This is a genomic window from Rhodohalobacter sp., from assembly GCF_034521535.1.
GTDB lineage: Bacteria > Bacteroidota > Rhodothermia > Balneolales > Balneolaceae > Rhodohalobacter.
Window position 1 is genome coordinate 1 of the sequence record NZ_JAXHMF010000005.1, and the last position, 25,404, is coordinate 25,404.

A 25,404-nucleotide genomic window follows, 5' to 3' on the forward strand; every position below is an offset into this window, starting at 1 on the left:
ATCGCATTCGGGATAAAACGGGTACCCGACCTGATTCAGGGCCCAATTTGAATAAATCGGTGGTATTTGTGTTCTGGAAAAATGACCGGGCACAGATCTATCTGGATACTTCCGGTGAATCTATTTCTCGCCGTGGATACCGAACCGAAACCAGCGCCGCTCCCATGCAGGAAACGCTGGCAGCCGCCCATCATCTTAGCCAGCAAATGGAAACCCGGACAGCACTTCGTGAATCCGATGTGCGGCAACCGGCACCATCGCTATTGAAGCCGCCCTTCAGGCCTTGAATAAAGCGCCCGGATTATTACGTCCCAATTATGGCATCAAGCATATTCTTGGTTTTGATGAAGAGCGCTGGGATGATCTTACGTGCTGATCTGAAGAAATAAGACAGAACAAAGATTTTGAAGGTCGCATTATAGCCACCGATTATGACATCAGAGCCATTCAAGCTACCCGCAAAAATGCACGGACGGCCGGGGTTGAACATCTTATAGAGACGAAAAAATGTGATTTCAGTGAGACCGAAATTCCCAATGATAACACCGGCGTGATCATGCTTGAATCCGCCTTATGGTGATCGTATTGGGAATGAAAAGGATCTGGAGTCTACCTACGAAGGCATTGGCGATTTCTTTAAGCAGGAAGCTACCGGCTGGTGGGGCTATGTGTTTACCGGGAATTTTGATCTGGCTAAAAAAATCGGACTCAGAACCAATCAGCGCATCGAATTCTATAATTCTACCATTGATGCACGGTTGCTGGAATATGAGCTTTATTGATCACAGATTTGTCGACTGATTTGGATCTGATCACAACCTGATTGATTGATAATGCATAGGCATTTATCTGTGAAATCCGCCGGATCCGTGATACATCTGTGATTCTGTTCTTCTCCTCTATCCACTTACTCATAAATTTCGTACTTGCTGCGGTATGATGTTGCAGCATCGCTCCCATAAAATTATTCTGGCGGTGGGATATCCAGGTTATTCCGCTAACTTGTTCTATTCTTATTGATCAACTTCTGTCCTAATTCTTCTCTATTGTACAGATGAATTGATGATTGGAATTCCCGATTTCCGAGCTTCCTTCCATTTCGCCTCACTCCTGATATAATTCAACTGCTCGCTTCAGCAAACAGCCTCCGGATCATCTTCTATCCTCCCCGGCCAGGGCAAATCTCCATTCATGGCTTCGGCCCCAATGCTTGTTGTCACCGATGGCGTGCCGCACTGCATGGCTTCAATGAGCTTGCCTTTGAGTCCCGCCCCGAACCTGCAACGGCGCCAATAATACACGAGCTTTCCCAACTACTTCCTTCGCATCTTTCAGCCCGGCCTTTCACCAAAAACCCTTCACTTCGGGATTGTGAAGCTGCTCTACTTTTTGAGATGGATAAGCTCCGTAAATATGCAGCTCTGCCTTCGGTAATTTCTGCTACTGAATCAAGTGGCCAGATTTCCTCCTTCAAATACAAGACGGCATTCCAGTTCGGCTCATGCCAGGAAGTTACCAATAGATATAAAGTGATTTCTTTTATCAAAAGGCAGCCAATTACTTACGATATTCTCATCCATAGAATATAACATGAATGGAAGGTGTATAAGCAGCGAATCATCCACCCGGAAAACATCGCGAAGCAGCTTCATTTCATAAGAAGAAATAATCAGGGAAAGATCGCACCGCAGAATACTTGCAATCTCTCGTTTTGGCAATCTCATTGTATATATCCGTATATCAGTAACTTCACGATCTCCTTTCAAGGCATCGATATCGTAGCATCGCGAAGACAATGAAGATCTTCTGTATCCAGAATACTCGAAGTGCATGGGGGCATTGCTCGGCTACTCTACAGCCAAACTGTTCCTCGGTCATGTAGCGATCGATACAAAGCACAACATCGGGTTCAAGCTGAGCGGACGAAGTGGTCGAAAGAAACGTCGTCAAGTCCTATGGGTTCTCTCCGGACTTTCTCGAGTTCTTCCAAGGTCGGTTTCATTAGCCTGGTCTTTGAAGCTGCCGAGGCAAAAGTGATATCCCAACCCTCTGCCCGAAAACATTCGATGAGCTGCATCATTCGGGAGCCGGCGGCAGAGGAATTTGGCTTTCGGGCCACACTTTCCCAAGCACTAATCAGTACGTTTACTATTTGTTGGCATTTTCCAATGGTTTTTTTACAAACTACACAAATTCAATCTAAAGCTGGTAATGCATCGACTTTTTGCACTTAAGCGTATTAAGATAGGCCTAAAGGTTTCGGCGATTCTTTGTATTACTTATAAACACAAGTACTTGGGCCACAATGAATAATTTTTGCTGACTGTTCTATTTTATTTCGTTATTTACCAACTTATAGTGTCGAAAATAATTCTCAGGGGATCCTATGTATAAACTTTTAAAGGGGGCTCATGTATGACACGCTCTAAGAACTAGTTATGCTCTTGCTTTTGGGTATGGCACTTGTGCACGCCTCATCTCTACAGATGCCCAAACATCGATCGATTCTACCAAAACCTACCTGGTTGTCAATAAATGTACGGAACCGAGTACATTGGCAAAATCCTCTCATCAGGATGCCACGAGAGGTGATGATTGTAACCCGGAAGTCACTTGGTGAAATTGTTATTCCCAAAGCACGAGAGTACGCGAGATCCGGGAACTTAAGGGATGATGAGATTACCGACCGATGGATGGTATACGGCCCTCAGAAATATTTTCAACCCGATACTTTATCACAACTACAGGAGCTCCACTAAATAAAGGCGACAGCTACATTATCTGGAGCCTTTAATGGGGCCTGATGCTACAATTTGGTGTTGGTGAAAATACTGGCGTTAGGTGTTTTGACTTCCTGGCTCGGCACCCCGCATTATCGGCTCCGCTAAATACAGTATCAGCTCTTGGTGAAAACACCCATCTCGGCTTTGGAACACTTCATTAGGGACCGGCTCCTGGTAGCATTCCCCCGACTATGGTCGGTATTGCCTCCCATGTGCTTCATTTACGATTTGGCGATGCTCAAAAGAACATTAGTTTTTTAGCGGGATACGGAGCAACATGGGGAGCCGATTATTCAGGTGGCAGAGCCTTGTTTTCAGTAGCAGGAATGAGCAAATTAAATGATCGTTTTAGCTTGGTATTCGATTCTTCATTATTTCAGGAACCGGTAATGATGACGGTGGAGCTTTATTAATTCCAGGCATTCGCTTCGAAACAGATCCGGATAAAGCATTCCAACTTGGGTTTGCTGGTGTAGCTGCGGGGGGAGAACTACGTTCCAGTTCCATTGCCGATGCTTCAATGGTTTAGAAAATTCTAAATTAATCACGTTTACGCGTATACCGATTAGCAACGCATTAGCCCCATAAACCAATTAGATTCCCGCCTGCGCGGGAATGACCCTAAGTAGTTTGGGAGGTTGAAACAACCAATACGTAAACAAATTATCCAATGCGCTCGTCATTCTCCGTGAAGACGGAGATCTAATAAAATGTATTGCTAACTAAATAGTAATAAGACGTTGTAGTTTAACATATATATAACCGGTAAACGCATTACGTTTATTATTTCTTTCGGATAATCGTAATTCCGTCTCTTACAGGTAATAGAACTTGTTCTACTCTATCGTCATCTGCTATGGCCTTGTTGAATGCATCCAAGGCCATCGCTTTTTCTTCCTGGGGTTCTAAAATGGTGCCATCCCACAAAACATTATCCACCACCAGCAATCCTCCGGAGGCTAATTTACCAAGCGAATTTTTATAGTACTCAGCGTAGCTCAATTTATCGGCATCCAGGAAAATCAGATCAAATACTCCGGCCAACTTCGGCACTTCCTCTCTTGCATCCCCTTTTATCAGGATTATCTTCTGATCTTTATCAAAGCTGCGAAAATGATTCTCAGCCAATTCCTGATACAGAATATTCATCTCAATGGTGGTCAGCTCTCCGCCCTCTGGCAGTGCCTCGGCCATCATCAAGGCTGAGTAGCCGGTAAAAGTCCCGATCTCCAGAACCCGCCGTGCCCCGCTTATCTTGATGAGCATTTTTAGCAACTGGCCCACCATATTTCCGCTTAACATGTCGATGTACTCTAACTGCTCATCAGATGATTCCACGAGCTTTTTAACATCCTCAGACTCACTCGTTGTCATTCGCAGAGCATACTCTTCAATATCAGGATCCGTAATTTGAACGATAGGTTTTCCTCTGTGCTTTTTCATAGATTCAAAGATAAGGGTCAACCTCCTATTTTCTCCACCAAAAATCGAACCATTGCATTTTATTCCTGCCAACGAATCCCGCTTTTTTACCTGGTTTTTTGAACGATATACCGAATGGTCACTAAAACGACGATTTAAACAGATCTGGGTGAAACAAGAATACACCCCGAAATCAGATTCTAAAACCGTGTATTTCATGAATCACAACATGTGGTGGGACGGACTCATCCCCTTGTACCTGAACCGACATTTCTTCCACCAAAATGCCCGCGCCCTGATGGAGGACAAACAAATGTGGCAGTATTCATTCTTCAGTAAGATCGGTGCTTTTTCCATTAACCTGGAAGACCCAAGATCGGCATTGCGGTCTCTTCGATATGCGGTTGAATCTATGAAGCGAGATCACTCCTGCCTGTTCATTTATCCGGAGGGAACCATCACCCCGGCCTTCAGAAAAAAAGCCGGAATTCAAACAAGGATTGGCATGGCTATATCAGCAGCTTGGGAGTGATGTAGATTTTGTTCCGGTTGGATATTTACGCTCATTTCATCAGAAGCAGTAAACCCGAGCTTCATTTGGCTATAGGAAAATCAGTTAATCATAATAAATCATTAAGCAAGAATGAATTAACTGAATTATTTGAGAAGGATATAGAGCGAATTTTATCAGACTTGAGAGAGAAATCCGGATTCAGTGATGATGAATTTACTCCCCGATTTTAAACTAAGATCCTAGCTTACCACGTCCAGGGATACATTAAGGGCGATTTCTGAACCCAATGTGGCTCTTGCTCCATGTACCTCAACCGCATATGGACCAATGGCCAGAACAACTCGTTATAGATATTTTTGGGATATATATATTCTGAAATCCCTTGAGCACCATATACTTGATCGTTATACCTTAAAATTGAATCACCTACAAATCGCTGATAAAAAGGGCCGTCGTCAATCTTATTTCTATATTGAATATTTACAGCATGTTGATTTGATTTTAACTCAATTTTCCGGGCTGATTTCAACCCAAACATATTTCTTCCAAATATCAGACAATTCCGCTTCTGTGAAATACTCTAACACCAACTTATTTTCCCGATCTATGAGCCATGCCTCCATCTGCTCCTGATTCATGCTTTTGCATCAGATAATAAACCAGCGTAAACTCCTCAAAATGATAGCGCCCCCAGTACCAATCTCTGAAGCTCTCCTTCATGGGCTCTTGCCCAATATTATGGTCATGATATCCAATTCCTGAAAACGTAATATCCTGTTCCACCTTCTTCCCTCTCACTGCAAGATCAACCTCCCAGTCCATCTGTGGCAAAAGAAGATTCCAGGAATGACGATCAGTGCTCTCGGAGTTGATCAACCTGGGATTCGTCCAGCTACCCTTCCCCTTCAATGTCCCCTTTAATACTATGCCCGGATGCCAGTTCCTGATCCAGCTGAATATTAACCAGCAACTTGTTTTTCTTTTGGTCGGTAGTTGAACAAATCTTCCCCGACCTTAAGCTCCATTTCCTGCTCATCCCACCGAAAATCGGATTCTTCAAACTCCAGAAAACTATAATATACCGGTTCTGAATTGTGGTAAATGGAAACACTAATGGCAGGATGAATCTTGTCAACAATACCATCAGACAATTCTTTTATATAATTGGTAGAAAATGGATTAGATCTGATAGAAAATGATCACAAAATGGAAATCCCTGTCTTTGCTTTGACCGTCAAAATACCACCATTCATACCCTCCATCCGATAAATGTTTTGAAGGGGAACTGTGTTGAAAATCTGTTGTTATATTCATGAAAAATGATTTAAGCCTTTTGGTAGGCAACGCCTAACGCATTCTGTATTCGTTCAATGGATCTATTACTTTATATAGCCGGCTCATACATTGCATTTACCCTTTTTGTGTTCATCCGTAATTGGTTTGAATTTCGATCATTAAGGCATCAGAAACCAATGGAAGATATCCCCGAGAAAGCGCCATTGGTAAGTATCTGCATCCCCGCCCGTAATGAGGAATCCGTTATTGAACGCTGTGTTACCTCTGCCCTCAAACAATCGTACCCCAATTTTGAAGTGTTGGTTTTGGATGATAATTCCACCGACAGAACTACCGAAAATACTTAAAGATCTGTCAGAAATCATTCACAATGTACATACCATTTCAGGTAAAGAAAAACCTGCTGACTGGTTGGGAAAACCTTGGGCCTGTCATCAGTTAAGTGAACATGCCAAAGGTGAATTCCTAGTTTTTATAGATGCTGATGTCTGGCTTGAAGAGGATGCTATTTCGAAGGCTGTCAGTAGTTTAAGGGATTCAGATACTATAACTGTTTGGCCTAAACAACGTGTTGTTACGTTCTGGGAAAAAATGATCATTCCAATGATATACCTTGGTCTTATACACTTTACTGCCGGCCAAATATGTAGAGAAAAATCCCCTTTGGCTACCTAGATCTATGCGCCAGAAATTTGCCCCGGCTTTTGCTGCTGCTTGTGGTCAGTTCATAGCGTTCAATCGTGATGCCTATGACAAGATCGGGGGACACACTTCGGTCCGGCAAGAAATTGTGGAGGATGTAGAACTGGCCCGGCAAGATAAAACGAAACGGGCTAAGCATCACTATGTACGACGGAGTGGATACGACGTAAACTGCCGGATGTATCAAAGTCACCATGAACTTTTTGAAGGGCTTCGGAAGAATTTCTTTGTCGGCTTTGGGCGTAATCTCCCCCTCTTTCTATTTATGGCCGCCATGCAGATTATTGTTTTTGTGATCCCATTTGTGGCACTTGGCTTCGGCTCACCCCAACAAAAAATGATAGCCGGAATTTTGATCGCCATTTTTTTGATGCAGCGCTGGCTGTTGGATCTCAGGTTTAAATGGAATCCTTTGATCAGCCTGCTTCAGCCTATTACCATTCTTTTGGTATGAAGTGCTTGGCATTCGCTGTTTATGGGATCATTATACCGGCAAAAAAGCCACCTGGAAAGGTCGTGACGTGTGAGTAAAATTCATTTCCCATTTACTATTATTTGTTTTCTTTTCTGCGGATTGATAGACATATTTACGTAATGAAAGCATTGATCGAAAAATACCTGAAATATCTGTCTGTAGAACGCAATGCTTCTAAACATACCATCACGTCTTATCAAAACGACCTTGAGTCATTTCTAACATTTACGGCCGAAACGGAACAGGAATCTGCGGAAGATATAGATGTCACCTGCATCACACGATTGACTATCCGCCTGTGGCTGGGAGAGCTTTCGGAACAGGGCTTGGCTAAAAGTTCTATCGCACGAAAAGTTGCTGCGCTTCGTTCTTTTTTTAAGTACTGCTTTAAAAGAGGATACATCGACAAAAACCCGGCACATTTATTAGTGGTTCCCAAAGACAGATCAATCACTCCCAAAAACGGCAACAAAAGAAGATATTGAACGCATGATGGATGCGGTGGACATCGATACAGCTCGTGGTTTACAAAACAGGGCCATCCTTGAGTTATTTTATGGAACGGGAATGCGACTGAGTGAATTAACAGGATTTAAACATAACAGATATTGATCTTGAACAGAATCAGGTAAGCGTGCAAGGAAAAGGCAATAAACAACGAATTATTCCATTGGGAAAAACAGTTGTATCGTATTTTGAAAGACTTCATGGCAAAAAGAACAGAACTTATATGGAGACCGAACCGACCGCGATGCCAAGCAGTCTCTTTTCCTGGCTGCAAGCGGACAGCGGATTTATGACAAGGCTGTTCAGCTATATGGTGGAAAAATATTTAAAGAAAACAAGTGAAGTCACCCAAAAAAGTCCGCATGTGCTTACGGCATAGTTTTGCGACACATATGTTAGATAATGGAGCCGACATCCGAGTGATCAAAGAATTCTTGGGGCATGCCAACCTTGCGGCAACGCAGGTTTATACACATACCAGCATCGAGAGACTGAAAAATGTGTATGAGCAAGCCCATCCAAGAGCAAAAACATAATAAATCAATCATTAAATAAACCCTAACTAATAAGGAGTATCATAATGAAAACTACATTCACAGCACGCCATTTTGAAGCAAGCGCAGACCTCCAACAATATTGCAGAGACAGTGTGGAGAAACTGGAACAATTTTATGACCGCATAGTAATGTGTGATATCATTTTAGAACCCACCCCCGATGACGATGCTCCACAACAGGCAGAACTGATTGTTAAAGTGCCCCGCAAAGTACTTACCGTAAAAGAAAAGGGTACTTCATACGAGCAGGCCATACATAATGCTATTGATATTATTAGCCGGCAGCTCAAGCGTTATAAAGAAAAAATGCACGCAACCAACTAATTAATCTATAATATAAACGAATGCCATTTTCGCCTCAGGAGCCAATCCCAAGAAAAGAAAAGATCACCGTTGCCTATTTGGTTGAAAAACTAAGGGAACGTGTGAATATCAAAATTGAATCGTGTGTGGCCCAAAACTGCAGTGGCGACCGCTATGTAGTTGAAGCCGACTTACACCGTCCGGGATTGGCCCTTGCAGGCTATATCGAACTTTTCACCCATCAGCGTATACAGATTATTGGGAATACGGAAACCCAGTTTCTGGAACATATGGGAGAAGATAAACAGAAAGAAGCCTTCCGAAACATCACACAGTTTGATCTACCGGTCATCTTTTTGACCGATAGCAATGAACTGCCAGATTATTTGCTTGAAATATGCGAAAAAAGCGGGTATCCCCGTTTACTCCATCCCGCTGGAGACCACCGCGGTTTATGTACATACTGCGGGATTTTATGGAAGACCAATTTGCCATACAAACCATGGTTCATGGCTCTATGGTGGATGTATATGGAATTGGAATTTTGGTAGCCGGTAAATCAGGAATTGGCAAAAGTGAAGTGGCCCTAGATCTTAGTAGAACGCGGCCACCGCCTGGTAGCTGATGATGTGGTCATGCTCACCAAAAAGAACAATGTGTTGATGTCATCAGCTACTGAAATGAGTAAGCATTTTATGGAAATTCGGGGATCTCGGTATTGTGGATGTGATGTCCATGTTTGGAATTCGGGCTATCCGCTATCAAAAACGAATTGGAAGTAGTCCTTGAACTTACATTTATGGGATGAAACACGAGATGTAGAACGTACAGGGCTGAATAACGATTCGGTAAATATTCTAGAGCTAGATATTCCTCTCATTCACTTACCCATCACCCCTGGAAAAAACATTACCGTAATTGCCGAAGTAATTGCCATGAATTACCTGCTTAAACATTATGGGTACGATCCCGCTAAAGCCTTTCAGGAGCGGATAAAATCGAGCATTGGGGAGAAGACAAAAGGACGAGAAATGACACCCAGGCGAGCCATTGAATATTTTGAAGGTGATATGGAATAATTTGTAACATTAGAGTTTGGCACTCACTCTTTGAATGTGAAGCTCAGCTTCCTATCTTTAACAAGTTTTCGAATCAAGGTTAGTATATGTCTATAAAGAATCATTACTACTACGACGAATCAAATTGCGATTTTGTACCTATTGAAGTATAATCGCATTGAGCAAGTTGTATATAACTTATCTATCTGGATTTTATCCGGAGTTGTACTTAACCGGTATCGGCATCATTCTGCTTTCCACTTATATAGGAACTCCTGCTGAACTTGCTCTTAAAGCTGAAAATGAAGTGCTCTCAGCTCAGCTTGAAGAAACTCAAAGCTGCTCTTGTTCAGCTTAGATACTCAGATCAACGAAATTGCCCAGAAAGACAATGAACTCTACCGCTCTGTGCTTGGGATGGAGAAGCTATCGTATGAAGAACGTCAGGCCGGTATTGGCGGTACTGATCCTTACAGAGAATTTGATGTGTACAGTGAATCCACTTCTGAGCTGTTGAAATGGACGGCTTCTAAGATCGATAACCTGGAACGGAAGATCGGAATTCAAAAACTGAGTTTTGAGGAGATCAAGCAGCAGTATAATAACAACAAAGAGCGGATGAGCCATATACCCGCAATTAAACCAACAGCAGGTATTTTGTTGAGTGGTTTTGGTATGCGGAACCATCCTATTCTCGGCTATCCACGTCCTCATAACGGATTGGATTTTCGTGCTGATGTTGGAGATGAAGTTCTTTCGACCGGAAATGGCCGTTGTAAAATTTGCCGGACGTAAGAGCACGCTCGGTCTGGTTGTTATCTTGGATCATGGCCATGGCTATGAAACCATGTATGCTCACCTCTCAGGATTTGCAAAAGGCATTAAAAGAGGAACTCGAGTTACCCGGGGCCAGCAAATTGCTATGGCTGGAGATTCAGGCCTTTCGGAAGGACCTCACCTTCATTATGAAGTTCACTATAAAGGTCAGCCGGTGGATCCACTTTATTATCTCTTCGCAAATACTTCACCAGAAGAATATGCGCTCTTCAAAGAGATATCGGAAACGAACCAAAACGCCCTCGACTAAGAATTGCAAGCCACCTGCTTTGGTGGCTTTTTTTATGGAATCAATTCGGGCTTTTCCCTTACTTTAGGAGCACCTAAGATCAACCAAACCCCTGTTCCATGAAATACCTGCTATCCTCCATTATTGCATTCTTGTTTTTATGGAATGCTCCTATCCAATCCCAATCTGTTCTTTCCCAGGAACATCGAGAAAATGCCCAAAAACTCATCGATACGGCCATGGAAAGTAACCTGGCCTGGGAACGGCTTACCTACATGGCCGACACGTATGGACCACGATTTCCGGGAACAGAAAACCTGGAGCAGTCTATCGACTGGATCGTGGAAACAATGGAGAATGATGGTTTTGACCGCGTTTGGACGCAACCTGTTATGGTGCCAAACTGGAAACGTAACGGGGAATCGGCAACCCTCCTTTCACCCCGAACAAAAGACTTGCCCATGCTTGGTTTGGGCGGCAGTATTGGAACCGCTGAGGGTGGAATAACGGCAGAAGTGATCGTGGTGCAAAACTTCGAGGAACTTGAAAAGGTGAGCGATCAGGTGGAGGGAAAGATCGTGCTGTTTAACGCAGAATTCACCTCATATGGACGTACCGTTCAGTACAGGACCAATGGCGCTATTGAAGCGGCCAGGCACGGAGCAGTGGCAAGTTTGATACGCTCGGTTACGCCCTACTCCATGCAAACCCCACACACCGGCGTGATGTATTATGATGAGGAAGTAAAAAAGATTCCGCACGCTGCCATTACCATCGAAGATGCGATGTTGATACAGCGACTTTACGACCGTGGAGAACCTATTGAAATTCGCCTTAAAATGGACGCTGAAACGTTACCGGATGCTGAATCCCGAAATATTATAGCTGAGATTGAAGGAACTGATTTCCCTGATGAGATCATTGTGCTGGGTGGACATATTGACTCCTGGGATGTAGGCGAAGGCGTGATGGATGATGGCGGAGGCAGATGCAGCCTGGGAAGCGGTGCGACTTATGAATGAGTTGGGCATCAAACCCAAACGAACAATTCGGGTGGTGCTGTGGACGAGCGAAGAAGTTGGCATACAGGGCGGTAACGAATATCACCGCTGGGTGAAAGAAGAAGAGCGATCTCTGGAGAATCACGTGCTGGCCATGGAGTCGGATGCCGGAGTATTTGATCCGGTTGGATTTGGATTCTCGGGGAGTGAAGAAGCCTACGAAATACTTTCAGAGATAGGAACGCTGCTTCACCCCATTGAATCCGGAGAAGTCACAAAAGGTGGCGGAGGAGCTGATATTGGTCCCCTGATGCGTGAGATGAGTGCCCGGCATGGGATTGGTTGTAGACGGCTCCCGATATTTCTGGTACCATCACACCGCCGCTGATACTATGGACAAACTGGATAAAGAAGATTTCAACGAATGCGTGGCAACTATGGCTGTTTTCGCCTACGCTGTTGCGGATCTGGAAGAACGCCTGCCAGATGAAATAGGATGGCAGCTAGATTCCTTAAAACCTAAGTTCATTTATTGAATTGGTCATATGGTAGAGCCTGTGGTCATTTCACGGCGAATGCGTTGCGGCAGGCAGGCCTGAAGTCTATTGTTTTCTGGGCGTCATCGCGTTGCATGGCAAGCTATTAGATTCACGTCTGCGACGGGAATGACCTATATAAGCTTTTTGAGTTATCTTCAGACTGCGTTTTATAATCAAACTCATGTTTCAAGAAAAGCTTTCTCGAGTTCCTCTCCGGCACGGATGGACTGACGCAACCACTTCAGCTTCAAATCTTGCATTTCTTCGTTATTGAGCGTCCAGGGAATTTCCGAAGATCGCAGCCGGCGTGTGAGGTTATACAAACACACAGCCGCACTTACCGAGATATTGAAACTCTCACTAAATCCATACATGGGAATCTTCATGAATCCATCGGCCAACTCCATAGCCCGGTCGCTGATACCATCAATCTCTGAACCGAAAACCAATGCTGTTTTCCCTGAAATATCGAGATCATTAAGGCTGGTATCATTTTTATGTGGAGTTGTAGCAATAATTTTATATCCCTGATCTTTCAACCTGTTGAAGCAGAGCTCCGTATTGTCCACGTTGGGTTGATTGTAACGATGAATAGTCAGCCACTGATCGGCCCCTATTGTCACCTGACTAGAGGCTTCAAATTCATTTTTATTTTCGATGATATGCACATCCTGAATCCCAAATCCATCACAACTTCGAAGAACAGCGCTGGCGTTATGAGGCTGGTAAATATCTTCCACTACTACGGTGAGATGACGGGTTCGCTTATGTACGATTTCCTGAATTCTCTCCCATCGCGATTCCGTGGAAAATTCCCGCAGATACGTTATCAGATCTTGTTTTTTTTGTGAGTCCATAGAATAAAAAAAAGCCTCGCACAACTTAGTGATGTACGAGGCTTAAAAGTTGTATTACATTTCTAATTTATTCACAACGAAATAAAAATCCTTTTTTGCGGATGGTCTCAACATAATCTACATCCGTATGCTCCCGGATCTTTTTACGCAGATAACTGATATACACGTTGATGTAATTTGTTTGCGTATCAAAATGAATGTCCCATACTTTCTCTGCTAATTCTTCCTGAGAGATCACTCTGTTTCTATTCTTCATAAAATAAACCAACAGGTTAAACTCATTATTGGTTAGCGAGGTCTTCTCACCATTTACCGTAACTTCTCGTTTCAGCATATCTACTTTCAACTCTCCGCAAACCAACTGCTGATCGCCCGAAGATTCTGAACGTCGCTTAATAGCGTCCATCCGTGCAATAAGTTCTTCGGTATTAAAGGGCTTGGTGAGATAATCATCGGCTCCTACTTTAAGGCATTTCACCTTTACATCTGTTTCCTGCTCACCGGACAAAATAAGAACGGGAGTGGTCACATTTTTGCCACGTATATTCTTACAAACTTCGTAGCCATCGCCGTCTGGTAAACCGAGATCCAGGATGATCATATCGTAATCATCTTTTATTGCGGTGGATTCTCCATCGGTAGCATTGTCAGCGGTTGAAACACTATTGCCATTATGCTCCAAAACAGCCTTCACAAGGGTGCGAACGGAAGGATCATCTTCAATAACAAGTATATTCATCTTCTATGCCAGTTTAATAGTAGCTCTTTTTTTACGGGATCGAAATGATTTCGAACTGCATTGCAAATCAGGTATTAAAATAACCTAACAAACATTAGAGTCAAAAGTATAACTTAATTTTTCAGGATTCAACATAACCCATGTCAAACAACCATTTTTTAGCTTCTGCTAAATAAGGTTCGGTAAGTTTATGTTTTGCATTTAGCAGCTTAAAAGTTGCATTGAAACCTTCTGCCTTCAACAATTCTATACATCTCTTTTTGTGGTTCGGGATACACGCTTGTATCCGCATCTACCATGCAATGCCAAAATATTGATATGATCAGCTTTTTCCCTTTTTCCATCAAACACTTCGGTTTTTATGCGCCCACCTGCCACTATCAAATCTTGAACATACGAAGGACGTGAAAGTGCAAAATATCCTCCCAGGTAGCCTCCCATCGAATATCCAAATACACAAAGCCGGCTGTAGCTGATATCTGCTTTCAGGTCATCGAGTATGCCTTGTATAAACCCGGAGGCTTTTTCCAGTGAGTGTATAAACTGCTCTTGTCCTCCATCATACAAATACCATGCTCTTCCCCATTTTGAAAGGTCTTTTTTCCGGGTGGTGTCGTAAATGGGATATGGGCCCTGAATAAATAGATGGTATGCATTCAGTTGAAGCAACGGTTCCATTTTCTTTTCAAAATAATCCATGTTTTGATTGAAGCCATGGAGATACAGTATCAGTGGTTTTTCCTCCGATCTCTCTCCCGTTTCAATGAGTCTGAAGGGCACTTCAATCGGATACGTAGCAGTAGATGATCTCAAAACTTCTCGCATAAAAATTTGGTCATTTTAAAATAATGGGCTGGCTGCACTCAATTTCAAAAAGGCCATCTGTCGATGATTGAATCTAATGCCGATCTTTTTTGAGCACCGAATTCACACATAATATCAAAATCGCTATGTATAAAGGGATCCATTTTCCCAAAGAATTCGAGCGAAAGTCCAAATGAAAAAAAATTGACGTTAGCCTTTATCACCCAATAGAAAGCCTCTAAAAAGACCAGCGGTACAAAGAAATTCATAAACCCCAAAACATATGGGTTTTTGTCTTTGGTGAGTTTCTCTTGTACATCAAGTTTGTTGAATTGATCGCTTAAGTCTCGATCAATTTCATTCTCGAACTCTTTCTGATCCAGCTCGGACTCTATGTCATTCTTCTTCCTCATAAAAATATTCGATCATATTGCCATCCGGATCAGAAACAAAGAGGAATCGCCCTTTTTTACGATTTGCAGGTCCGCTCATAATAGTCACCTCTTTTTCGCGGAAGTACTTTGCCAGTTCATCTACTTGCTCGGGTGAGTCTACATAAAACCCAAAATGATCAACGCGGAAATCACGGGAAGTAGGGTCGTAACTGGTTTCAGCTTCAACAATAACAAGGGTGTCTTTTTCCCCGATCTTGTACACAGCCATACTTTGCCCCATAGTTTTTACCAGCTCGAGGTCTAAGATGTCCCCATAAAATTCTTTGGAAGCATCAATTCGGTTTACACGAATTGTAATGTGGTTTAATCCGGATGGTTTAAAATTCATACCTAAAATTACAATGGTTAACGTTCATTTATTACGGGCACTAACATACAACCGACAAGGGAATTTCCAAATTCAAATTAACAGTTTTATAGGGTATTATTTTAAGGCTTTTTCTGTTTGATCGATATCTGGAAATGGAAAATGCAGCGCCATAATCACCTTTTAAAATCTTGTATTTACGATATTTGCGAAATCTGATCCAAAGGTATATGTAATAGCTACAGAACCATAAAATGAGAAATCTGTAGCCAGTTCTCTTCTCTGTAATAATATATCTTCCAGAGAAGCATCACCGGCAGGCAGGGTCAGTTGATCCTGAATATTTTGATAATTGGCATACAGGCTTAACGACAATCCCTCAATAATCCTCACCGAAATACTTCCAAAACCTCTGTTCTTCTAAGTGTGGCGTCATGGAAATAATGCGCCCCTTCTGCCCCAGCTGAAACTGATCCCCAAGGCTGCTCAATATCTACTGATGCCCTTAACTCGTGGCTGAATAAATTTTGCTGGGTTACACCAAATATAGTTTCTTCAAAATAGTCAGCGAAAGTGTACCCAACCTGATATCGAAAATTGATCGACTTTCGTGTGGCCTCATCATAAGGAAGCAGGCTATATTCAATACCCGGATTCACCTGTACCCTGTTTTTGATATTTCGGTCATTACGCGTTTCGTAATTGGCAAATAAACCGGCCGACCAATGGTCATTGATGCTTTTAATGGCATAAGATTCAATTCCATGCTTTTCAACGGTGCTTTGCACAGATTCTTTTCCCTCTCGCTGTATCTCCACAAAGCTGTAATTTAAATATGGTCTGAAGCGTAGTTTCCATTCCTCGGTCACCCTGTCGGCGAATAAACCCCATCTTGAATTGAAGTTACTTTTGTTAGATTCTAATCTCAGGTTTACGGAACCTAGGTAGGCCTCAAAGACCCAGTAATTCCAGGGATCATCAACCGATGCTGATTCTTCGAATTCAAAATCTTCTAAATCCATTGCAACCGTAGTCGCTGCTGCCAATGCTGTTTGCGAGATATAGGGCATAAACGCGGATTCAAGTATCTGGTTTAACTCATCTCTAGTCTCACTCCAGGTATCATTTCTATTTGCCGAATACCCCAGATCAAAACTGATATTATTAAATTTCTTCAGTCCAATAAATGATAGCTCATATTCTGCGCCGCCTCTGCCCAATCTGGTCCGCGTGATGAATACGTGTATATCAGCCTGTTTGGGATCACGGACATAATTCACAAAAGGAATTTCATTTCGGATATGATCATAATCACAAAATGAACAATCTATGAACACATATGGCGCACGATTCAACCTGTGGTTTTGTGCTTATACTATCTGGCAACTGTCTTCTCCATTTGCTGTTGAGCATTCGCTCTATATGGTGTGAAAATGGTCGCTGTTATCATTATCCCGATAATCACTAATGAGGGAAGTTGAAACTTCATATTTAAATTACTAACAGATTATTTTAGCGCTGATTTCAAACTGACATATAAAGTTACTGTTTTAAAAATTGGCTTTCTGTTTTTGAGATAATCTTTTAATAAAATTATACATGCCAGGTTTTTGTATTAATCAAAAGCCTCAGACTTGTTCCCCTACTATCTTTTTGGGGTAAACTGCTTATTTAGTAAATAATGAATCGACTCATGTTTGTTTTTGGGGTGAGGTAGTTTGATATTTGTGGACTTTCAAATTCAATAAAAAATCAGTGTCTACTCTTATATATCGTTGCTACCCCTATTGGAAATCTGAATGATCTCTCACCGCGCGCTGCAGAGGTCCTCAATTCGGTAGATTACATTGCCTGCGAAGACACCCGAAAATCGGGGCATATGCTCCAGCACTTTGGCATCAGTAAACCAACCTTTTCGTTTCATCAACACAATGAACACCGCAAAGTGAGCCATTTGATGAATATTCTGGATGCCAACCAGAACGTGGCTTTGATCAGCGATGCGGGAATGCCAGGTAATCTCAGATCCGGGATTTTTAGCTGTTCGCGCAGCTCAACAAGGCGATCATACCGTAAGCGTAATTCCCGGTTCCCGATGCAGCAACAACGGCTTTAGTGGCAAGCGGACTCCCCTGCGACCGTTACGTATTCGAAGGATTTCTTCCCCACAAAAAAGGGCGTCAAAAACGACTTGGGACAACTCGCTGAAGAAGAACTCACCATTGTGATCTATGAAAGTCCCAACCGGCTGCTAAAACTTCTTGGCGAACTGGAAGAACATTTTGAACCGGAGCGCCTGGCTGCCGTTGCTCGGGAACTCACCAAAAAATTTGAGGAAGTGACACGCGGTACCATAAGCGAGCTGAAAACTGAGTTTGAACAACGAGATTCTATAAAAGGTGAAATTGTAGTCGTGATTTCCGGAAAAGGATATTCTGAATAATTATGAGTAAGTGGTTAGAACATAAATGGGCGGTTTCCATTACCGCCGGTGTATCATTCGGATTCAAGCTTTCCGCCGCATCAATCTAACTTTTTTAAGCTTTCCGGCTTTTATCCTGTTCTTTCATCTTGCGGAAAAAACCGATTCTTACAAGCAGTTGGCGTATTACAGTTATGCCGGTTTTGTCGTCTGGAATTTGATAGGCACCTATTGGCTGATGATGGCAACCGTACCGGCCGGCGTTGCTGCTATCTTAGCCAACAGCGTGTTGATGACAGATTCCCGTGTATGCCTGGCTAAATATTTCTCCGAGAAAAGCAGTTCTCCCATATTAATTTCAGTGTTACAAGCATCGGCCTGGGTGGGCTACGAATTTCTTCATCATCACTGGGATCTTTCATGGACCTGGCTGGCTATTGGCAATGCATGGTCCAACTGGATCGGCATCATTCAATATATTTCGGTAACCGGATTTTTGGGGATCTCATTCTGGGTGGTGTTCACTTCTTCACTCACGTATCAGCTTTTCATTCTTAAAAAAAAGATCCCTGGCATACACCACGTTAGCCAGTATTTCTGCTATTTCCGGCCTGGTCTCTTATTCTGTATAGCACAGACGATGCGGATCTCGACTTCAACAAGATTCTGTACACGTTGCCATCGTTCAGCCCAATCACGATTCATACCAGGATTATGCCGGAATGAGTGGACTTTCTGAAGTGGTAGACAGCCTGATTGTGTTGACGGAACGCACCATCACACCGGAAACTGAGCTCATAATCTGGCCGGAAAATGCCATTGACGGAGCTATTTTTGCTGATTCCCGCACTGCTTTTCGCATTGCTGATTCGACCCGATCCTGGAATATTCCACTTATAACCGGAACCGGACTTTTCAAAACCTATGCGCCGGATACGGATGTGCTTTACCGGGGAATTTATCCGGGAATCTGAATCTGCCCTACAATTATTTTAATGCTGCCCTCTTTTTCAATGCTGACGGTTCCATCTCGGATTATGAAAAAGCCAATTTGGTGCCTGTGGTAGAGCGTCTGCCTTTTGTTGAATTTTTTAACGCCGTGGATGTATTTGGATGGGTTGACTGGGGTCGCATTCAACAGTTTGGAAAAGGCAACAGCCCCGATATGCTGGAAACACCTCAATTTAAAACGCCGGGACTGATTTGCTACGACTCCGTATATCCATCATGGATTCGGGAATTTGTTCGAAATGAGGCCTCCTTTATCACCATTATAACCAACGATGGCTGGTGGGGAAATACCTCCGGACATCATCAACATTTTGCCTATGCCCGCCTCCGTGCCATTGAGTTCGACCGCTGGGTTGCCCGGAGTGCCAACAACGGCATTTCAGGGATCATTGCCCCCAATGGTGAGATCATTCAGCAAAACGGAGTATCTGGGTTCGAACAGGATTTGCCGGTCAGGTTTATAACCGACTCAACCCAAACTTCTTACACCCGTTTTGGAGACTGGCTTCCTATTCTCTGCCTGAGCTTGGTTGTCGGTTTTGGGGCTTTTTTTGCCTCAAGAAAAAATGGTTTACGAGCCCGGTCTGTTATCGGGATTGAATGGCTATCCGGAAATTAAATCTGATCTCGTGATTGGTCCGCGGTGGGAAAGCCGATGACTTCGGAGAAACATTGGTGAAGGTATACTCAAAATTGGAAGTCACCGTTTGCGAGAACCGATACCCAATATTCAGCGAACCGTTGATGCGTGTTTGTCCTGTTACAAAAGGTTCATTGTTGGTCAGTACTGATCAGCTTGAAAGGTCAGATTATCGCTGCTTAACGCTTCATCAATATCCTGATTCAGGTAAAACTTCTCTTGCGTATCATCTGCCACTCCGCCGCTTATAGAAAGATCTACGTTGTTTTTAATTTTCGGGAAAAATGGGATGGTCAGGTTTCGGAAGGTATAATTGATCGTGGTATTCAGTCCCTGTGACGTTCGCTCGGTAACGGTTGAACTTGACAGCGCCAGGCTTGTGGTGCGACTGCGATCCATGCTCGCCTGTGTTCTCGAACTTGATTCCCAGGTAATGTTCAACTGCGCAAGCGGGGAGAAACGCTGCTCTACATTTATGGAAGCCGACGGCTCATACAGGATCCTTATTCTGTATATAGATTGAATGAACCCTCTCCCGGTATTGAACCCAGACCTTGTGAGGTCTTGCAACCCGGTGATGGTGTTCAGGTTCCACCCCAAGCGGTAATTCCCCTGATAAGAATGCGTCAGTGAAGCCGCACTCATCGCATTTCCAATGAACGGGATCAGCTTCTCTACGCCCGACCATGTGACCCGCCAGTTCGGCAGCGGAATGGGCGTATATCCTTTTTCACCCACAGCACGGTTTCCGCCTTCCCAGGTAAGCATAGCGAAAATCATCAGCCAGCGTATTTACTGTTGGTGCAATCGCGCCGTCTCCACTTCCTCCGGCTTCTGTTTCATCGCTAATACTACATCAGCGGATCATCATCCTGACCTGTACAATTTCTATAGTCAGGATGAATATCCCCAAAAGCCGTTTCCAGCTGGCGTTCAAAAAGATCCCCATAACCGGAGCCAAAAGCCCAGAAGTCCGAAGATCCAATATTCCCGCTGAACAGTGCGGTTGAACGTAAATTCCCCATCCGGCGTTAAGGAGATGTTATTGGTAACGCGTTCATCCCATTCGGTTCTCCAGTTCAGGTCAACCGATAAATTTGAGAACAGGCTGAGCTTGGTTCCTACACTAATTTTATCGCTATAGGTATTGTTTTCTTCGGGAATCTCGACCGAAGAGCCGGACGGACTTTGCTGTATCAATTGCGATATCGGGATCTCCTCTGCTATACCAAGCCTATAGCCCATTGGTGGTGAATATTCCGTCCGCCTGGGTCCAAAAAAGCATAGAAGATCTCTGAGTTACACCAAGATAACCGGCCTGATTGGAAGTTTTATTCTGATTGTAGGTGATATCAATATTCTGCATGCTAAAGAGCGCAAGAACTAATTTTCGTCCAATGTATTGTGCATCTTTAAACAGATCAGGACCGGCTTCGTCCCCCTCCTGTGCATTCACATTATTTGAATTCTATAGCACGCTGACTTCCCGACTTTCCTCCTGGTCTGCTTCTTTCATTTCCTCAAAAAGCCAATTCGACCCAACAGATCGCCCACTCCAAAGTTTCAGGGTATGATCAAGCGCGAAGGTGTTTGATACCTCTGCCCCAAGATTTGAACCACTTGGGCCGTTGGTCCAGCCATACCCGCCACTGTATGAAGTTGAATACGTCATCCAGTCAAGTGCCTTCATGTTGTTGAACTTTGGCCTCCAGCTGGCCGTATAGGTTTCCTGATAGTTGGATCGGCGGGCCGAAAGGGTATCTGTTATAATACCTTCAAGGCTGGAAAATGTAGGCCGCAGCTGGTACGAAGTACTGTCTATTTCGCAGAGCCCGTTTTTGGAGTTTGGATACCGCCCGGCTCCGGAAAGGTCGTAATTAGTATTGGTCCGAAATGAAATAGGGATACTTGGAGTGAAATTGTAGTTAAAACCAAAGCTGGATTTATGATTGAAAGTCTGGCTTTGTTGTAAGGGTTGAAGTTGCTCCTCTCCCTCATCACCAATTCTTGGGCGGCGTCTTTTTTCGTTGTAAGAACGGTTTAAGTTGGCCGACGCATTAATAGAAGTAGGCATATAACCGAGCCCAATACTGGATACATCACCCCAAGCACCGGAACATCTTCAGTAAACCCAAAAGGCTGCCATAGCTTCACATTATTGAACGACAGGTTGTACGAAATGGAAGAAGTAAAATTCCAGTCATCCTGGAACTGGGTCTCCGGGTTTTTCAAATTTCCCTGATTATACACGTAGCTCAAGCGTGGTATTATCCATGCGTGTACTGTGCTAGCTTACTTTTTGAATTTTGTTTGAATGTTGGAGACATTCGATCGAGAAATTATCCCTCACTGTCTCAATACTCGTTCAGGCGTTCATCAATAATTGTATTCCTGCTCAGCCTCCGTAAGTTCATCATTATTGTTGGTAGCGCTGATGAATTCCTGCTGGTTCGGGTATCTCCCTGATTTGGAAGGAATTTTGGAGTAGAAATATTTCTTCGGGTTGAAACGCGTCACCGGAAAACTCCATCCAAAACGATTCGGGAATTAGTTTTATGGAGATTTACCGTTGAACTCAGGTCATCACCTAATTCATCAGCCACACTTCGATTTCCCGACCGGGAATCCAAGCCGCCAAAACCGGTGTGTTCTGAGCGAAATTGGTGTTTACAGTGGCAAAATCCGCCAATTTGAAACTTGCCTTGGCATTGGCTTTCCAGCCTTTTTCGTTATCAAAACCGGAGAGACGGAGTTCATTCAGCCAAAATTCTGCAGTCAGGCTTGGGCTCCCGGGTGAGCTTGGATCGGCCGGATCGTATGGATTTCGGATCCCATTCCATATCTCTCCTACACGACCTAAAGAACGGATTTCCCTTAATGGCGACCGTTGCACCTTCTAGCCAGCATGCATCTCCTTCCTGCATGAGCGGTAGTCTCAAACCGCTGGGTTGATGTCCGTAATCCCGCGCTGCTCTGCTGAGTTGCTTGATCTCATTAAAAGCAGCCAATACCACATTCATACTGTTTTCATCGTAAAGCCAAACCTGCTTCGGCATCCGAAAGCTAACTCCCCTTCCGCCATCCGTGACTATAGGTGGAGTAGGGTAATTCAGGATCCGAAGGAGATAACCGGCTGGCGGTATTCGTAATAATTTGCATTGAGGTCGGTTCCCATTGCGGATCACCAGTTCGGCATCTTTCCGGCCTCTGTCACTTTTGGAATCATCTCGATATCCTTCCCCATGCACAAACATTCTCATGTTGGAGTAATTCAGCAAATTCAACCCACCGGGATACACCCGCTTAACCATCTGAATTTGTTGAGGGCCAAGCTCTTCCGCCCGCAATACAATAGACTGCTCGTTCTGCAAGCGTATTGCACCTGAACTCCGCGATTCAAGGCCCGAATAGAACCTTCCGGCTGGCGATACGGAACCGGTTCACGATTCTGCATTTTCCTCAATATTAATGGTTGAGACCTGAAAATCACCGGTCGCATTTTCGGTTTCATCAATATTTTCAACTTTGCCGCCACTTGACTCCCAATAAACTCGAAAGCTAGCGAAAGCGCATAGTGTAAATGGCTTTTCATAGCCCGACATCCACATTCGGATATGACTGATGTTTTGAAATCCGTCAATTTCACCCACTTTACGTTTAAACTCCGCCATAAGGGAATCCGTACCAGATGCCATCGATCCTGCTGACGCTCGCCGGGTACTCGATCTACTATATATGTTCGACTCGTTGCTGCCCAGCATCTACCTCAATTTGTAGATCCTTAGCAGGGTTTAAAGCAATCTCATATTGATAGTAATTATTGTTGGTTTCTATATTGGAACGACTTTCCAGTCCTTCAGTATCCGGACGTGGAGTGATAGCCCTTTTGTCGCCACCGGCAACCGGCGTGTTGCCTTCATGATAACCCAGTAACCGGTGAAAACGCTCATTAAGCGGTAATTCCTGCACTCTGCCTTCTCCGTAATACACATAATCGTCGTTGGAGGGATCGGCCAGGATGGACTGAATTCGGTGAATCTTGGCACCATATGCCGTCCGCATAGAATCAATAAATTCAGCTAAACAAGGACGTCTCGACTTTCTCGTCATCAAAACCGTCTGAGCTTGGAATGCCATCAAAACCAACATCCTCCAGCTCCCTGTTTTCATTCGAAAATTGCCCCTGTGGCGCCGTTGGATTTGCCGGCACAAATGAACGAGGTTGAGAGGATAAATTATCGGGTTCCAGGTTATCGGGATTACTGCCAAGGCCGTCCTCGGTATTCAAGGTCAAAGTTCGGGAACAACATCTTCTAGAAATGGTTCCAATGTCGATGTAGATCTTCCCGTCATAATTCTTCCAGATCCTGGCGGATCGGTTCGCGTCCGCCCGGCAAAATAGGCTGTACCCAAAATTTAATAAACTCAATGTTATTCTGGGTGAGATCTTCCTGACCGGATGGCAAGTACGGCAGTCATTCCTCCCCATCGATTTTCCGGCTCATTTTCGAGCTTATTCTTCAGATCAAAATTGTAGTTGTAAGGGCCGCGCTCCTGCGGATTGTAGAAAATATCCAGCGTATTGATCTCTTCTTCCTGTGCATTATTGGTTTCCTCCCCAGGGAAATACGGCCTTCAGTAAGTACACGTTCCGATTCTGCGTGTCTGCTGACTACCACCCAAAAGATTTGTCACATTTCGCGGAATAGTGTTCCATGGAAAACTGACTGCGAAGATCAGACCGTTCAATTTTTGATTGAAGAGAATTGGTGAGCGGTGAATCTTCATTTTCAAAAAAGGCTTCATCAGCATTATAGCCGGGGATGGCTGCCGGAGCTGCTGCCAGATTCCAGCGTGTCGCACTGGTAAATGAAATGCTAAGTTCTGAGCCTTCAAAATCATCTATAAATGACAAGCCGTTTTCCTGACATCCTGAAACAGTTCTCCGTTGTCGATAGCCTCACGAACCGCATTTGTTTGTGACACGTCCGGCGCCAGTTGGGCAAATTCACCACTGAAACTGATATTCGAAGGTCTTGGTTTGAAGCAGCGGGATTTTATCAATAACGCGGGTGACCCGTGGCGTATGGGACTCGCCGAAGCATCCATCCCGAGGATGGTATTATTAATGGATTCATTCTCAACCCGAATTTTATCAGAAAGCGGTTGTTCTTTTAATTTAAAATAGGTTCCTCCAAGCTGATGTCATCCGTTACCTTATATTCGGCGCGTACTCCCGTAAAATTTTTCTGCCCTATCTAGTTGAGCTGATTATTTTCATATTCAATTTCGATATCTCTGCCCGAGAGCCAAGATTACTACTCATCAAATCGTGATGCTTCCGAACGAATAGTCCACTTCATAATCAACTCCTTCGGTGAGCTCCGTTCCGTTGGCAAATACTTTTACAGAACCTTCCACCAAACTGAAACCCAGCGTAAAGTTCCCGGATACCCCGCCTTTTGAAGTCCCTTCAAGTTCGGTAATAGTTATTTTTATTGTTTTGATCTGCCGTGTTCTGTTTTTCGTTATAAAGCTCGGTGTAGAGCCAGTGATGAAATCACCGAATCAGAAGCAGCGGTCTGCTCCAGCAAGTCAGCAATCCTTCTCCCAAAAGGTTCCAGGTAGGGAAATAGAACAACGCCGGACCTTGGATCTAATACAATCCCGGAAAAATCGAGGCGGTTATCGGGGTTCAGTGCTCCCTGGGAATCCGTTCGGTCAAGCCCCAGATCCTGAAGCAAAGTGGCATTACGGTTTGGAAGGTTGGTATCATCCACATTACCGCGGGTGAATTTGACATCAAGTTCCAGCCCATCCTGGGTTAAATCCGATACGCCAAGCGAATAGATATTCCGCATCGTCAGAGGCCAGGTTCTTTGATCCGGAGTGGGATTATCGGTTCGCAGAAGTTTCAAATAGGTTAACCCGGATGATTGTGGAGAAA

The 25,404-nt window shown here is 43.9% G+C and carries 43 protein-coding genes and 4 pseudogenes; 27 read left to right on the forward strand and 20 right to left on the reverse strand.

Annotated features, from left to right (window positions below; genetic code table 11):
* The 3 genes and pseudogenes from U5K35_RS06280 to U5K35_RS06290 all read left to right on the forward strand — a co-directional run.
* A pseudogene (locus U5K35_RS06280) lies at positions 1 to 287 on the forward strand (class I SAM-dependent RNA methyltransferase); the annotation flags it as partial.
* A 158-nt stretch (positions 288 to 445) separates the two neighbouring features.
* Positions 446 to 580: a hypothetical protein gene (locus U5K35_RS06285; protein WP_322571739.1), complete on the forward strand. Its 135-nt coding sequence runs from the start codon at positions 446 to 448 to the stop codon at positions 578 to 580.
* Positions 561 to 782, forward strand: coding sequence for a hypothetical protein (locus U5K35_RS06290; protein ID WP_322570628.1), 222 nt, complete (start codon positions 561 to 563; stop codon positions 780 to 782). The genes U5K35_RS06285 and U5K35_RS06290 overlap by 20 nt, the downstream gene beginning before the upstream one ends.
* Positions 783 to 879: 97 nt before the next feature.
* Here the strand turns inward: U5K35_RS06290 and U5K35_RS19555 are convergent.
* A pseudogene (locus U5K35_RS19555) lies at positions 880 to 2,133 on the reverse strand (glycosyltransferase); the annotation flags it as partial.
* 443 nt (positions 2,134 to 2,576) lie between these two features.
* On the opposite strand from U5K35_RS19555, the gene U5K35_RS06300 reads away from it, so the two are divergent.
* Positions 2,577 to 2,759, forward strand: a complete 183-nt coding sequence (locus U5K35_RS06300) for a hypothetical protein (RefSeq protein WP_322570630.1) — start codon at positions 2,577 to 2,579, stop codon at positions 2,757 to 2,759.
* Positions 2,760 to 2,974: 215 nt separating this feature from the next.
* Positions 2,975 to 3,196 (forward strand): hypothetical protein, encoded by a 222-nt coding sequence (locus U5K35_RS06305; RefSeq protein ID WP_322570631.1) that lies wholly within the window; start codon positions 2,975 to 2,977, stop codon positions 3,194 to 3,196.
* 370 nt (positions 3,197 to 3,566) lie between these two features.
* On the opposite strand, the gene U5K35_RS06310 is transcribed toward U5K35_RS06305, so the two are convergent.
* Positions 3,567 to 4,226: an O-methyltransferase gene (locus tag U5K35_RS06310; RefSeq protein WP_322570632.1), complete on the reverse strand. Its 660-nt coding sequence runs from the start codon at positions 4,224 to 4,226 to the stop codon at positions 3,567 to 3,569.
* Positions 4,227 to 4,278: 52 nt separating this feature from the next.
* Here U5K35_RS06310 and U5K35_RS06315 point away from each other — a divergent pair, with 52 nt between their 5' ends.
* Positions 4,279 to 4,737: a 1-acyl-sn-glycerol-3-phosphate acyltransferase gene (locus U5K35_RS06315; RefSeq protein ID WP_322570633.1), complete on the forward strand. Its 459-nt coding sequence runs from the start codon at positions 4,279 to 4,281 to the stop codon at positions 4,735 to 4,737.
* A 573-nt stretch (positions 4,738 to 5,310) separates the two neighbouring features.
* Here U5K35_RS06315 and U5K35_RS06320 read toward each other — a convergent pair.
* On the reverse strand, positions 5,311 to 5,541 hold the full coding sequence (locus U5K35_RS06320; RefSeq protein ID WP_322570634.1) for a hypothetical protein: 231 nt from the start codon (positions 5,539 to 5,541) through the stop codon (positions 5,311 to 5,313).
* A gap of 650 nt (positions 5,542 to 6,191) precedes the next feature.
* Here U5K35_RS06320 and U5K35_RS06325 point away from each other — a divergent pair.
* The 16 genes and pseudogenes from U5K35_RS06325 to U5K35_RS06395 all read left to right on the forward strand — a co-directional run bounded on the left by U5K35_RS06325 (position 6,192) and on the right by U5K35_RS06395 (position 12,219).
* Entirely contained in the window at positions 6,192 to 6,362 is a 171-nt protein-coding gene (locus U5K35_RS06325) for a glycosyltransferase (protein WP_322571740.1), read from the forward strand.
* Positions 6,325 to 6,690 (forward strand): glycosyltransferase, encoded by a 366-nt coding sequence (locus U5K35_RS06330; protein ID WP_322570635.1) that lies wholly within the window; start codon positions 6,325 to 6,327, stop codon positions 6,688 to 6,690. Before U5K35_RS06325 ends, U5K35_RS06330 begins: the two co-directional genes overlap by 38 nt.
* Positions 6,691 to 6,694: 4 nt before the next feature.
* Positions 6,695 to 7,171, forward strand: coding sequence for a glycosyltransferase (locus U5K35_RS06335; RefSeq protein ID WP_322570636.1), 477 nt, complete (start codon positions 6,695 to 6,697; stop codon positions 7,169 to 7,171).
* Between the two features lie 140 nt (positions 7,172 to 7,311).
* Positions 7,312 to 7,677, forward strand: a complete 366-nt coding sequence (locus U5K35_RS06340; protein ID WP_322570637.1) for a site-specific integrase — start codon at positions 7,312 to 7,314, stop codon at positions 7,675 to 7,677.
* 7 nt (positions 7,678 to 7,684) lie between these two features.
* Positions 7,685 to 7,804 carry a hypothetical protein gene (locus tag U5K35_RS19560; protein WP_416221615.1) on the forward strand — a complete coding sequence of 40 codons (120 nt, stop codon included), beginning with the start codon at positions 7,685 to 7,687 and terminating at the stop codon, positions 7,802 to 7,804.
* Positions 7,805 to 7,826: 22 nt separating this feature from the next.
* Entirely contained in the window at positions 7,827 to 8,078 is a 252-nt protein-coding gene (locus U5K35_RS06345) for a hypothetical protein (RefSeq protein WP_322570638.1), read from the forward strand.
* 13 nt (positions 8,079 to 8,091) lie between these two features.
* Positions 8,092 to 8,235: a tyrosine-type recombinase/integrase gene (locus U5K35_RS06350; protein WP_322570639.1), complete on the forward strand. Its 144-nt coding sequence runs from the start codon at positions 8,092 to 8,094 to the stop codon at positions 8,233 to 8,235.
* 44 nt (positions 8,236 to 8,279) lie between these two features.
* Positions 8,280 to 8,579: a ribosome hibernation-promoting factor, HPF/YfiA family gene (gene hpf / locus U5K35_RS06355; protein WP_322570640.1), complete on the forward strand. Its 300-nt coding sequence runs from the start codon at positions 8,280 to 8,282 to the stop codon at positions 8,577 to 8,579.
* Between the two features lie 20 nt (positions 8,580 to 8,599).
* On the forward strand, positions 8,600 to 9,109 hold the full coding sequence (locus U5K35_RS06360; RefSeq protein ID WP_322570641.1) for a hypothetical protein: 510 nt from the start codon (positions 8,600 to 8,602) through the stop codon (positions 9,107 to 9,109).
* Positions 9,076 to 9,183, forward strand: a complete 108-nt coding sequence (locus U5K35_RS06365) for a hypothetical protein (RefSeq protein ID WP_322570642.1) — start codon at positions 9,076 to 9,078, stop codon at positions 9,181 to 9,183. The genes U5K35_RS06360 and U5K35_RS06365 overlap by 34 nt, the downstream gene beginning before the upstream one ends.
* A pseudogene (locus U5K35_RS06370) lies at positions 9,149 to 9,637 on the forward strand (hypothetical protein). The gene U5K35_RS06365 and the pseudogene U5K35_RS06370 overlap by 35 nt, the downstream one beginning before the upstream one ends.
* Before the next feature lie 324 nt (positions 9,638 to 9,961).
* Positions 9,962 to 10,411 carry a hypothetical protein gene (locus U5K35_RS06375; protein ID WP_322570643.1) on the forward strand — a complete coding sequence of 150 codons (450 nt, stop codon included), beginning with the start codon at positions 9,962 to 9,964 and terminating at the stop codon, positions 10,409 to 10,411.
* The gene (locus tag U5K35_RS06380; RefSeq protein WP_322570644.1) at positions 10,383 to 10,703 is read left to right on the forward strand and encodes a M23 family metallopeptidase; all 321 of its coding nucleotides are present in this window, start codon (positions 10,383 to 10,385) and stop codon (positions 10,701 to 10,703) included. The genes U5K35_RS06375 and U5K35_RS06380 overlap by 29 nt, the downstream gene beginning before the upstream one ends.
* A 98-nt stretch (positions 10,704 to 10,801) precedes the next feature.
* Positions 10,802 to 11,704, forward strand: a complete 903-nt coding sequence (locus tag U5K35_RS06385; protein WP_322570645.1) for a M28 family peptidase — start codon at positions 10,802 to 10,804, stop codon at positions 11,702 to 11,704.
* Positions 11,655 to 12,071: a M28 family peptidase gene (locus tag U5K35_RS06390; protein ID WP_322570646.1), complete on the forward strand. Its 417-nt coding sequence runs from the start codon at positions 11,655 to 11,657 to the stop codon at positions 12,069 to 12,071. The genes U5K35_RS06385 and U5K35_RS06390 overlap by 50 nt, the downstream gene beginning before the upstream one ends.
* Before the next feature lie 4 nt (positions 12,072 to 12,075).
* A complete protein-coding gene (locus U5K35_RS06395) occupies positions 12,076 to 12,219 on the forward strand; it encodes a hypothetical protein (protein WP_322570647.1) in 144 nt (47 codons plus the stop codon).
* Between the two features lie 182 nt (positions 12,220 to 12,401).
* Here the strand turns inward: U5K35_RS06395 and U5K35_RS06400 are convergent, their stop codons facing one another.
* The 7 genes from U5K35_RS06400 to U5K35_RS06430 form a co-directional block, all read right to left on the reverse strand.
* A complete protein-coding gene (locus tag U5K35_RS06400; protein ID WP_322570648.1) occupies positions 12,402 to 13,079 on the reverse strand; it encodes an RNA methyltransferase in 678 nt (225 codons plus the stop codon).
* Between the two features lie 67 nt (positions 13,080 to 13,146).
* Positions 13,147 to 13,818, reverse strand: a complete 672-nt coding sequence (locus U5K35_RS06405) for a response regulator transcription factor (protein WP_322570649.1) — start codon at positions 13,816 to 13,818, stop codon at positions 13,147 to 13,149.
* Between the two features lie 246 nt (positions 13,819 to 14,064).
* Positions 14,065 to 14,643: a hypothetical protein gene (locus U5K35_RS06410; protein ID WP_322570650.1), complete on the reverse strand. Its 579-nt coding sequence runs from the start codon at positions 14,641 to 14,643 to the stop codon at positions 14,065 to 14,067.
* A 44-nt stretch (positions 14,644 to 14,687) separates the two neighbouring features.
* On the reverse strand, positions 14,688 to 15,035 hold the full coding sequence (locus tag U5K35_RS06415) for a hypothetical protein (protein WP_322570651.1): 348 nt from the start codon (positions 15,033 to 15,035) through the stop codon (positions 14,688 to 14,690).
* On the reverse strand, positions 15,019 to 15,405 hold the full coding sequence (locus U5K35_RS06420) for a VOC family protein (RefSeq protein WP_322570652.1): 387 nt from the start codon (positions 15,403 to 15,405) through the stop codon (positions 15,019 to 15,021). Before U5K35_RS06420 ends, U5K35_RS06415 begins: the two co-directional genes overlap by 17 nt.
* Positions 15,406 to 15,567: 162 nt before the next feature.
* The gene (locus U5K35_RS06425; protein WP_322570653.1) at positions 15,568 to 15,777 is read right to left on the reverse strand and encodes a hypothetical protein; all 210 of its coding nucleotides are present in this window, start codon (positions 15,775 to 15,777) and stop codon (positions 15,568 to 15,570) included.
* Entirely contained in the window at positions 15,774 to 16,664 is an 891-nt protein-coding gene (locus tag U5K35_RS06430) for a hypothetical protein (RefSeq protein ID WP_322570654.1), read from the reverse strand. Before U5K35_RS06430 ends, U5K35_RS06425 begins: the two co-directional genes overlap by 4 nt.
* 491 nt (positions 16,665 to 17,155) lie before the next feature.
* On the opposite strand from U5K35_RS06430, the gene U5K35_RS06435 reads away from it, so the two are divergent.
* The 5 genes and pseudogenes from U5K35_RS06435 (at position 17,156) to lnt (ending at position 19,436) form a co-directional block, all read left to right on the forward strand.
* Positions 17,156 to 17,500: an SAM-dependent methyltransferase gene (locus tag U5K35_RS06435; RefSeq protein ID WP_322571741.1), complete on the forward strand. Its 345-nt coding sequence runs from the start codon at positions 17,156 to 17,158 to the stop codon at positions 17,498 to 17,500.
* Between the two features lie 63 nt (positions 17,501 to 17,563).
* Positions 17,564 to 17,827: pseudogene (locus U5K35_RS06440) on the forward strand (SAM-dependent methyltransferase); the annotation flags it as partial.
* Between the two features lie 25 nt (positions 17,828 to 17,852).
* A complete protein-coding gene (locus tag U5K35_RS06445) occupies positions 17,853 to 18,545 on the forward strand; it encodes a hypothetical protein (RefSeq protein WP_322570655.1) in 693 nt (230 codons plus the stop codon).
* Positions 18,529 to 18,780, forward strand: a complete 252-nt coding sequence (locus U5K35_RS06450) for a hypothetical protein (protein WP_322570656.1) — start codon at positions 18,529 to 18,531, stop codon at positions 18,778 to 18,780. Before U5K35_RS06445 ends, U5K35_RS06450 begins: the two co-directional genes overlap by 17 nt.
* The gene (gene lnt / locus U5K35_RS06455; protein WP_322571742.1) at positions 18,687 to 19,436 is read left to right on the forward strand and encodes an apolipoprotein N-acyltransferase; all 750 of its coding nucleotides are present in this window, start codon (positions 18,687 to 18,689) and stop codon (positions 19,434 to 19,436) included. The genes U5K35_RS06450 and lnt overlap by 94 nt, the downstream gene beginning before the upstream one ends.
* A gap of 162 nt (positions 19,437 to 19,598) precedes the next feature.
* On the opposite strand, the gene U5K35_RS06460 is transcribed toward lnt, so the two are convergent.
* From U5K35_RS06460 to U5K35_RS06505, 10 genes are all read right to left on the reverse strand, one after another.
* Entirely contained in the window at positions 19,599 to 20,237 is a 639-nt protein-coding gene (locus U5K35_RS06460) for a hypothetical protein (protein ID WP_322570657.1), read from the reverse strand.
* 153 nt (positions 20,238 to 20,390) lie between these two features.
* A complete protein-coding gene (locus tag U5K35_RS06465; protein WP_322570658.1) occupies positions 20,391 to 20,702 on the reverse strand; it encodes a hypothetical protein in 312 nt (103 codons plus the stop codon).
* Complete coding sequence (locus U5K35_RS06470; protein ID WP_322570659.1) at positions 20,692 to 20,913, reverse strand: hypothetical protein; 222 nt, start codon at positions 20,911 to 20,913, stop codon at positions 20,692 to 20,694. The genes U5K35_RS06465 and U5K35_RS06470 overlap by 11 nt, the downstream gene beginning before the upstream one ends.
* Before the next feature lie 12 nt (positions 20,914 to 20,925).
* Complete coding sequence (locus U5K35_RS06475; RefSeq protein ID WP_322570660.1) at positions 20,926 to 21,531, reverse strand: hypothetical protein; 606 nt, start codon at positions 21,529 to 21,531, stop codon at positions 20,926 to 20,928.
* Between the two features lie 513 nt (positions 21,532 to 22,044).
* The gene (locus U5K35_RS06480; protein ID WP_322571743.1) at positions 22,045 to 22,326 is read right to left on the reverse strand and encodes a hypothetical protein; all 282 of its coding nucleotides are present in this window, start codon (positions 22,324 to 22,326) and stop codon (positions 22,045 to 22,047) included.
* Positions 22,211 to 22,828, reverse strand: coding sequence for a hypothetical protein (locus U5K35_RS06485; protein ID WP_322571767.1), 618 nt, complete (start codon positions 22,826 to 22,828; stop codon positions 22,211 to 22,213). Before U5K35_RS06485 ends, U5K35_RS06480 begins: the two co-directional genes overlap by 116 nt.
* Positions 22,829 to 22,897: 69 nt before the next feature.
* Complete coding sequence (locus U5K35_RS06490) at positions 22,898 to 23,128, reverse strand: hypothetical protein (RefSeq protein ID WP_322570661.1); 231 nt, start codon at positions 23,126 to 23,128, stop codon at positions 22,898 to 22,900.
* Between the two features lie 58 nt (positions 23,129 to 23,186).
* Complete coding sequence (locus U5K35_RS06495; protein ID WP_322570662.1) at positions 23,187 to 23,519, reverse strand: hypothetical protein; 333 nt, start codon at positions 23,517 to 23,519, stop codon at positions 23,187 to 23,189.
* 13 nt (positions 23,520 to 23,532) lie between these two features.
* Positions 23,533 to 23,886, reverse strand: a complete 354-nt coding sequence (locus U5K35_RS06500) for a hypothetical protein (protein ID WP_322570663.1) — start codon at positions 23,884 to 23,886, stop codon at positions 23,533 to 23,535.
* Between the two features lie 243 nt (positions 23,887 to 24,129).
* Positions 24,130 to 24,372: a hypothetical protein gene (locus U5K35_RS06505; protein ID WP_322570664.1), complete on the reverse strand. Its 243-nt coding sequence runs from the start codon at positions 24,370 to 24,372 to the stop codon at positions 24,130 to 24,132.
* Positions 24,373 to 25,404: the final 1,032 nt, after the last annotated feature.